This window comes from Amycolatopsis sp. NPDC114503 (genome assembly GCF_055633655.1).
The window spans coordinates 75424-84564 of the sequence record NZ_JBVKDT010000002.1 but is presented as its reverse complement, the minus strand read 5'-3'; the positions used below and the strand labels follow the sequence as shown (position 1 = coordinate 84564).

Here is a 9141-nt window from a genome sequence, read left to right as displayed (position 1 = left end):
ATGCCGGACCACTTGGTCCGCCGTCGCCGCAGTGGAAGAGGAACAGTCATGATCTCGCCGGCCGCCCGTTGGAACCTGCGTCCCGAACACTGGTGGCTGCACGGCCGCCCCGTCGATCGCGCGCCCGAAGTGGACGCGGATGGCGCCATGGATGTGTATCGCCATGCCGATGTCGTCGAGGTGCTTCGGAACACCGAGGTCTTTTCGAACGACGTGAACCGGCTTTACGTCGAGCGGTCCCATGCCGAGTCCCTCGCCGAGGGCAGCCTCGGGCAGGCCGATCCGCCGCGGCACGGCAAGCTGCGCAAGCTGATCAGCCACGCCTTCACCCGCTCGACGGTGGCCGGGCTCGAGCCCCGCATCGCCGAGGTGGCCCACCGCCTGGTCGACCAGGTCGGCACCGCCGACCGGATCGACCTGGTCGCCGCGCTGACCTACCCGCTGCCGGTGATCGTGATCGCCGAACTGCTCGGGGTGCCCGCTTCGGACCAGGAGCAGTTCCGCAAGTGGGTGGAGCAGATGGCGGACAACGCGGGCGCCCTGGCCAGGGGCGAGCAGGACGTCGACATCGACGCCGCGATGCGCCGCCTGCCGGAGATGCTCGACTACCTGTACGGGCACGTCGCCGAGCGCCGGCGCGCGCCGCGGGCCGATCTGCTCTCCGATCTGGTGCGGGCCGAGGTCGACGGGGACCGGCTCACCGACGCCGAAGTGGTCAACTTCGCCAACGAGCTGCTCGTCGTCGGCCACGCCACCACGACCGCGTTGCTGGGCAACACCGTGCTGTGCCTGGACGCGTATCCGGAGCAGGCGGCGAGGGTGCGGTCCGACCGCTCGCTGATTCCCGGCGCCATCGAGGAATCCCTGCGTTTCCTCAGCCCTATCTCGGCCAGCTTCCGCGTCACCACCGCCGCGGCGGCGGTGGCCGGGCAGCCGGTCGCGGCGGACCGGATGGTCCGCGTCTGGGCAGGCGCGGCCAACCGCGACCCCGCCCGGTTCGCCGACCCGGACGTCTTCGATCCCGCGCGCGACCCCAATCACCATCTGGGCTTCGGCCGGGGCATCCATTTCTGCCTCGGCGCCCCGCTGGCCCGGCTGGAGGGCCGGGTGGCGCTGAACGTCCTGCTCGACCGCCTGCCCGGACTGCACCTCGATCCGGCCGACCCGCCCGAGTTCCTGCCCATGCCGAACGTGATCGGCGTTTCGGCGCTGCCGGTGCGCACCGGTTGACCCGCCCGTCTCTGGAAGGACAGCGATGACCGCGACTCTCGACACCTGGGATTTCCACCCCCGCCACCACTGGCTGCGCGGCCGGCGGCCCGAGCGGCCGGTGGAGTTCGACGAGGAAACCGGCATGTGGCACGTCTACGGATACGCCGAGACGGTGGAGGTGCTGGCGGACCCCGCGACCTTCTCCTCGGACGTCGCCCGGCGGTTCGTGCCCGGCGGCGAGCAGTGGGACTTCGACGGCAACCTCACCCAGCTCGACCCGCCGGAGCACCAGAAGCTGCGCGCCCTGGTCAGCAAGGCGTTCACCCCGCGCATGGCGGCCGATCTGGAACCGGTGATCGCCGAGGTGACCCGGGGGCTGGTGGACGAGATCGAGGGCGGCGCGTGCGAGCTGGTCGACGCGCTCGCTTATCCGCTGCCGATGATGGTGATCGCGGATCTGCTCGGCACCCCGCGGTCGGACCGGCACCTGTTCAAGCGCTGGGCCGACGAGAGCCTCGCCGAACGCGGGCAGATCGGCACCGTCGACGACGACGGGGAACAGACCCGGTCCATCGCGACGCAGCGGGAGGGCCAGCTGAAGATGAACGAGTACCTGCTCGAACACGTGCGGGACCGGCGCCTCCACCCGCGGGCCGACCTGCTGACCGATCTGGTGCAGGCCGAGGTGGACGGAGACCGGCTCACCGACAACCAGGTCGTCAACTTCGCCAGCCTGCTGATCTTCGCCGGCCACGTCACCACCACGATGCTGCTGGGCAACACCCTGCTGTGCCTGGACGCGCACCCGGACCAGGCGGCCAGGGTGCGGGCCGACCGCGCGCTGGTGCCCGGCGCTATCGAGGAGTCGCTGCGTTTCCTCAGCCCGCTAGCCGCCGGTTACCGGGCCACCGACCGCGACGTGGAGCTGGGCGGGGTGCGCATCCCGCGGAACCAGATGCTGGAGGTCTGGTTCGCCGCCGCCAACCGGGACCCCGCGCAGTTCGCCGATCCGGACGCCTTCGACATCACCCGCGATCCGAACCCGCACCTCGGGTTCAGCCGGGGCATCCATTTCTGCCTCGGCGCCCCGCTGGCCCGCCTGGAGGGCCGGGTCGTGCTCGGCATCCTGTTCGACCGGTTCCGCGAGCTGCGGGTCGACCCCGAGGCGGCGCCCACGTTCCTGTCCTCCCCGGATTTCACCGGGGTGTGGACCCTGCCGCTGCGGCTCACGCGCTGAGAGCGGGCGCTGATGTACGACGCGATCGTCGTGGGCGCCCGGTGCGCGGGCGCCTCCACGGCCCTGTTGCTGGCCCGGCGCGGATACCGGGTGCTGCTGCTGGACCGGCGCGGGTTCCCCAGCGACACCCTGTCCACGCTCTACATCCACCAGCCGGGCGTCGCGCTGCTGCACCGGTGGGGAGTGCTGCCCGGGGTGGTTTCCTCCGGCTGCCCGCCGATCGGGGAGATCACCTACCGGACCCGGGACGTCGAACTGCGCGGCAGTTCCTGGCCCGCGGACGGGGTCCGCGCCGCCTACGCGCCCCGCCGGCACCTGCTCGACACCGTGCTCGTCGAGGCGGCGGCCGCGGCCGGTGCCGAGGTGCGGCAGCACTGCGCAGTGCGGGACCTCGTGTTCGACGACGACGCGGTGGCCGGCGTGGTGCTCGCCGACGGGACGGTGCTGCGGTCGCGGCTGGTGGTCGGGGCGGACGGGATGCGCTCCACCGTCGCGGCGAAGGCCGGAGCCCGCGAAGAGGTCGCGGATCCGACCCTGACCTGCGCCTACTACACGTTCTGGTCCGGCCTGCCCGCCCGGTTCCGGCTGCTCGAGGCGCCGGGCCGGTGGGTGGGCACGGTGCCGACCAACGACGGGGCCACCCTGGTCGCGGCGTACTTTCCGCAGCGGGAGTTCCCCCGGGTCAAGCAGGACGCGCTCGCCTCGCTGCTCGCGGCGGTGGCGGAGGTCGCACCCGAGGTCCGCGAGGAAATGGCCGGCGGGCAACGGCTGGAACAGGTGCGCGGCACCGGGGACCAGCGCAACTTCTTCCGTACCGCGGCCGGCCCGGGCTGGGTATTGGTCGGCGACGCGGGCCACCACAAGGACTCCATCACCGCGCGGGGCATCACCGACGCGTTCGGCCAGGCGCAGCTGCTGGCCGATCTGCTCGGCGACGACCTGCGCGAGCCGGCGCGGCTGGCCCGCGCGCTGGCCGGGTTCGCCGCCCGCCGGACCGAGCTGCTGATGCCCTGCTACCGCAACACGATCCGGGTCGCCGAGCTCGCCCCGAGCCCGCACCAGGACGCGCTGATCCGGCTGGTGGCGAGCGACCAGGGCTTGACCGACCGCTATTTCTCGACGCTGTCCGGGGTGTGCCCGATCGACGAATTCGTCACCCCCGAGCTGCTCGATCTCATGGCGCAGGCACAGCACTGAGCGCCGCCCCGCAAGACTGGGAGACCCACGATGACCGCATCCCTCCTCCGCACCGTCTGCCTGTCCGCCGGCCTGCCCGCGGGCCCGGCGGCTCCCCGCCCGGAGGCCGCCGCCCCGATCGCCGTCGACCTGCCGCCCGGTCTCCGGTTCGACGACCTGGTGGCGGCCTGCCTGGTGCTGGGCACTCGATGCGCCGGCTGGGGAGAGGAGGCAGCTCCGGTCCTGCACCGGGCCGGCCCGCGTCCGGTCACCACGCAGCTTTCGATGCAGGCGGAGATCCCGTTCGCCGATCTGGTCGAGCGGGTGCGCCGGGCGGGGGAGGGCGAGCCCGCCGATCCCGACGCCCTCGCCTCCTGCACGATCCAGGTCCGCGAGCGTGGTGCCGAACCCGTCGCCGGGCGGTTCGCGGTGACGATCGAGACCAGCCCGGACGGCTCCGGGTCGCTTCTCTGCGACCCGGCGCGGTTCGACCACGCGGGCGCGGTCCGGCTGGCCGGATACCTCACGACCCTGCTCACCGCTGCCCGCGAGGACGCGGCCACGCCGATCGGTCTGCTGCCGCTGCTCCCGGCCGGGGAAGCGGCGGACCTCGAGCGCTGGGGGCACGCCGAGGGAAAGACCTGCGACCTGACCGTGCACGAGCTGGTCGGCAGGCAGGCGCGCCTGACCCCCGAGGCGACCGCGGTCACCGGCGCGACACGCCTGAGCTACCGGGAGCTCGACCATGCGTCCGCGCGGCTGGCCAACGTGCTGCTCGCCGAAGGCATCGCACCTGGTTCGGTGGTCGGCGTCTGCGTGCCGAGGGGAGTCAGGCTGGTGGTCGCGATGCTGGCCGTCCTCCGTGCCGGCTGCGCCTACCTGCCGGTCAACCCGGACCAGCCGGAGGACCGGCTCCGCCGGATGGCGAGCGACGCGGGCATGGCCGTGTGCCTGACCGACACCGCCGTCGGCGACCGCGTGCCCGGGGTGCGGCCGGTGTTCGCCGATGACGAAGCGCTGCTGAACGGGCAGCCGGAAACCGTGCCGCCGGTGCCGTGCGGCCCGGGCGATCTCGCCTACGTGCTGTACACCTCCGGGTCGACCGGGACCCCCAAGGGCACCCAGATCGAGCACCGGTCCATCACGCGGCTCGTCGCCGATCCCGACTACGTGCGGCTCGGCTCCGACGACGTCGTGGTGCAGGTGGCCGATCCGGCTTTCGACGCGGTGACGTTCGAGATCTGGGCCCCGCTGGTCTCGGGCGGGTCGGTTCTGGTGCTGCCCAAAGAGGTGCTGCTCGATCCCGCCGCGCTGGCCGGCGCCCTGCGCGAACACCGTGCGACCACCATGTTCGTCACCACCGCGGTGTTCAACCAGATCGCTGCGAGCGCGCCGGAGACCTTCGGCTCGCTCATCACCCTGCTCTTCGGCGGGGAGGCGGTGGCACCGGCGATGGTCGCCCGGGTGCTGGCCGCGCGGCCGCCGGAACGGCTGCTGCACGTGTACGGGCCTACCGAGACCACCACGTTCGCCACCTGGCACCTCGTGACGGACGTCGATCCGGCGGTCACCGTGCCCATCGGCCGGCCCATCGCCGGCACCGCGGCGCGCGTGCTCGACGAGCGGTCGCAGCCCGTCCCGGTCGGCGTGGTGGGCGAGCTCCACCTCGGCGGCCCCGGCGTCGCCCGCGGCTACCTCGGCCTGCCCGACCTGACAGGGGAGCGCTTCCCGGTGCTGGCCGGCACCGGCCGGTGCTACCGCACCGGCGACCTCGTCCGGTGGACCGCGGCCGGGGCGCTCGAGTTCGTCGGCCGTGCCGACCGGCAGGTCAAGGTGCGCGGGTACCGGATCGAACCCGAGGAGATCGAACTGGCGCTGGAACAGCACCCGCGGGTCCGTTCCGCACTGGTCGACGTGCAGGTGCACGACGGTCGCAAGCAGCTGATCGCCTACGCCGTGGGTGCCGCCGCCGGCCTCGAGCCCAGCGTCGAATCCGGCCTCGAACAGGCGGAGCTGAGGTCCTTCCTCGCCGAGCGGCTGCCGGACTACCTGGTGCCCGCCGCGGTCGTGGTGCTGAGGTCCTTCCCCTTGACGGCGAACGGAAAGGTGGACCGTCGCGCACTGCCCGCGCCGGTTTTCCCGTCCGGAGCCGGAGAAGCTGCGCCCGGGACCGCGCTGGAACGCGCCCTGGAGCGGGTGTGGGCGGAGGTCCTCGGCCTCGATTCGGTCGGCGTGACCGACAACTTCTACGAGGTCGGCGGCGATTCGGTGCTGGGCATCCGGCTGGTCGTGGCCGCGCGGAAGGCCGGACTTCCCCTCACCTCGAAGCACGTGTTCCGGCTCCAGACCATCGCCGAGCAGGCGGCGGAACTCGCCACGGCGGTCCCGGCGGAGGCGCGCTGAAACCAACCCGCACGACAGACTTTCGCCCATAGCGGCTCGTGCTGCCCGGTTCGGCGACTGGTGTGCCCGGACCCGCTTCCCGATGCAGATACCCGTGCACCCTGAAGCCCGCATCGGCTTCAGGACACTTCCCCGACATTTAGGCGCCCTTTTGGCTCGATCAGAGCCATCGGATCAGCCGTGGTAGTGACCACTTCGGTGCAGGTCGGCACAGTGAATCGAGGACATCGTTGATGCCACTTCGAGCCATTAACTGGTTGTTGTGCTGCCATATTATGTGCCATAATGGCGTCAGCGGAGCTTCCGCTGACCACGGCCCGGCATGCGGCTGACCCCCAGGAAGCTGCTGCCGGTAGCCGACCGGCGGCCCGGGAATCGCCACCCCCAGGTGATTTCCGGGCCGCACCCCTAACCGGTGGAGGGCGAGGGGCGGCTGTTTCCGAGGATCGGCGGCGCGCCACGAGGGCTTACAGCTTCGGTCACGATCCTTCCGAACTCGCGCGCGGCGAATCCTGGCTGATCTTCCTGATCAACCCTGAGCAGTGGACCGGCCGCGCGGATGAGACCGTCTCGGACGGAAACCAAGGTCGGCGACGCAGTGCCGACGGCGATCAAGCGCTGCCCATTCGCGAGCCTGAGCTGAACGCGGACCGTTGGCTGGCCGCCAACCAGATCAAGGCTTTGCTCGCCGATCAGCCGCCCGCTGAAATCCTCGACATCGTCAGGTTGATCCGCTCGGCTCACCACGCGAACCCCGATCGACTGGTTGCCCTGCGGACAGTCGGTGTCGAAGCTTCTGCTCAGCCACGCGGCTCCTCCAACAGGCCGAGACACCAGCTCGCGGTGGGGCACCTGAGTCCGTCGATGTCGTAGAGCCGGAGCTCGTAGTCGCTGCGCCACAGGGCATACGGTGTTTCGGCCGGTTCGGATTCCTCGGTCCGCGCGGGTTCTCGGCCCGGGTGGGGGAGCACCCCTCACCCGGGCTGCGTCACGGAGGCGTCCGCAACCAGCGGCGTGCACGCTCGCACAGGAACTCCGGTTTCCTCGCGATGGATTTCGACGACTGCGTCGTGCCTGACTGGCAGCCGGGACTGGACCGGGCTCCATGCCTCCGGGTTTGCCACCGAGCGTGCTGCGGGTCGGCGAATTTGCTCGCTCCGGCCGCTGAGCGGCCCCGCCGTAATGGCCGGGAAACGGTTCGAGTTCTTTCAGTCAGAGCGTCAGTTCGGACGGAAGTCCTGAGCCGGATCCAGGCCCGCGAAAGATCTTCGTGCAATACCCTCGACCCAGGCCGAGCGCTGAAACGGGGGCACGCGATCGAGCTCGACCGTCGTCCCCAGGCCGAGCAAACCGATCCCCGACCGAAAGACGAATCATGACATTTCGCGTCCGATCCGAATACGCCAGCGCGCACCGGCGTTCGACAGCCTGTCCGTTCGCCGTATACGCGGCCGGCCATGCCCGCTAGGCTGGCGAAATTGCGGAACGGGCCGCTGGGCAGCCGCAATTTCACCCTCTTGGTGACGTGTGACGTCATCTCGATGGCGGGCACGTCGATCGCGGTCGTGGCGACCCCGTTCGCGGTGCTGGCGATCGGGGGAGACGGCAGTTCGCTGGGCTACGTCAGCGCCGCGGCCTGGGTGCCGATGCTGGTGTTCCTGCTGGCCGGCGGGATCGTCGCGGACCGCATGCCGCGCCAGCGGCTGATCGCGCTGGCCAACCTGGTGCAGGCCGCCGCCCAGCTGCTCGCCGGAGCCCTCGTGCTCAGCGGCGCGGCGAACGTTCCCTGGCTGGTGGTGCTGACCGCGGTGCGGGGGTTCGGCCTGGGAATCTACATCCCGGCCGCGTCCGGGTTGCTTCCGCAGACGGTGCGCGCCGACCAGTTGCCGCAGGCGAATGCGCTCAGCCGGGTGTGCCGGGCCACCGCGCAGATCGCCGGCGCCGGGCTCGGCGGCGTTCTGGTGGCCGTGATCGGGCCGGGATGGGGCCTGGTCGCCGACGCCGGGAGCTACCTGGTGGCGGGCGCGCTGCGGATGGCGATGCGGTTCTCCAGCCTGCCCAAGCTGGAGCGGGGCACCGGCATCGCCGAGGATCTCCGCGACGGGTGGCGCGAATTCGCGTCGCGGCGCTGGCTGTGGGTGATCGTCCTGCAGATCTCCTGCGTGACCGCTGCCTACCAGGGCACGATCAGCGTGCTCGGCCCGCTGGTGGCTCAGAACCACTTCGACGGCGCGCGAACCTGGGGCGTGATCACCGCGGCCACCTCGGTCGGCGGCCTGTGCGGCGGCCTGACGCTGCTGCGGTGGCATCCCCGCCGGATCCTGCGGACCGCGAGCCTCGCCTGCCTGCCGATCGGCGTGCTGCTGTTCGCACTGGCAGTGCCGCTCCCGGTGGCGATCCTCGCGGCGGCGGCGTTCGCGGGCGGCATGGGGATCGAGTTCTTCGTGGTGAACGAGTCGCTGGCGATTCAGCAGGAAATCCCGCCGGACAAGCATTCCCGGATCTTCGCCTACGACGCCCTCGGCAGCTACGCGCTGGCTCCGATCGGCATCACCGTCGCCGGACCGCTGGGGGAATCGCTCGGCGTCGGCCCCGTGCTCCTCGGCGGCGGGGCGCTGATCGTGCTCCTGACCCTCGGCGCGCAATTCGTGCCGGAAATCAGGCGGTTGCGCCGCGCCACCGAGCCGGTGGAAGAGAAGACCGGTTAACCGCGAGAGGAGAAACGGGGGTGGACATGCCGCTGGAAAAGGACGTGCTGCCCGACGGACGGGAATGGCGGTCGCCGACATCGGCGTGCACGCTGGTCTATTTCTCCACAGCGGACAGTGCCACCGTCCACTCGTTCGAGCCGGCCGACTCGCTTTACCAGCGCCTGACACGGAACACTTCCGATCCGCCGGTGGTCGTCGTCGAAAAGGCCGGACTGGACCTTCTCCACGGTATCTCGAACCTGCACTGGAAGCGGATCTCGCACCTCGCGATCGAGGTGCACGATCTGGACGGCCGGGTCGCTGCTGAAGCGGCACGGGTACGATTTCAAGATCACGCAGGGGCGTCACCTGCGGAATTCCGGAATTTCTCTTTTTGGGCCTACCGGCGCTGATCGTTTCCGT

7 protein-coding genes are annotated in these 9141 nt (G+C 71.0%); all 7 read left to right on the top strand.

The genetic code is table 11. The features are described from left to right. Positions 1-48 precede the first annotated feature (48 nt). The 7 genes from ACZ7OI_RS08565 to ACZ7OI_RS08535 all read left to right on the top strand — a co-directional run bounded on the left by ACZ7OI_RS08565 (position 49) and on the right by ACZ7OI_RS08535 (position 9131). A complete protein-coding gene (locus tag ACZ7OI_RS08565; RefSeq protein WP_470263540.1) occupies positions 49-1230 on the top strand; it encodes a cytochrome P450 in 1182 nt (393 codons plus the stop codon). Positions 1231-1255: 25 nt separating this feature from the next. Further along, positions 1256-2449, top strand: a complete 1194-nt coding sequence (locus ACZ7OI_RS08560) for a cytochrome P450 (RefSeq protein WP_470263539.1) — start codon at positions 1256-1258, stop codon at positions 2447-2449. 12 nt (positions 2450-2461) lie between these two features. Continuing rightward, on the top strand, positions 2462-3646 hold the full coding sequence (locus tag ACZ7OI_RS08555; RefSeq protein ID WP_470263538.1) for an FAD-dependent oxidoreductase: 1185 nt from the start codon (positions 2462-2464) through the stop codon (positions 3644-3646). Positions 3647-3676: 30 nt separating this feature from the next. Further along, on the top strand, positions 3677-6028 hold the full coding sequence (locus ACZ7OI_RS08550) for a non-ribosomal peptide synthetase (RefSeq protein ID WP_470263537.1): 2352 nt from the start codon (positions 3677-3679) through the stop codon (positions 6026-6028). Between the two features lie 285 nt (positions 6029-6313). Continuing rightward, on the top strand, positions 6314-6901 hold the full coding sequence (locus ACZ7OI_RS08545; protein WP_470263536.1) for a hypothetical protein: 588 nt from the start codon (positions 6314-6316) through the stop codon (positions 6899-6901). 584 nt (positions 6902-7485) lie between these two features. Continuing rightward, positions 7486-8736 (top strand): MFS transporter, encoded by a 1251-nt coding sequence (locus ACZ7OI_RS08540; RefSeq protein WP_470263535.1) that lies wholly within the window; start codon positions 7486-7488, stop codon positions 8734-8736. 20 nt (positions 8737-8756) lie between these two features. Further along, entirely contained in the window at positions 8757-9131 is a 375-nt protein-coding gene (locus ACZ7OI_RS08535; RefSeq protein ID WP_470263534.1) for a hypothetical protein, read from the top strand. The last annotated feature ends 10 nt before the right edge of the window (positions 9132-9141 follow it).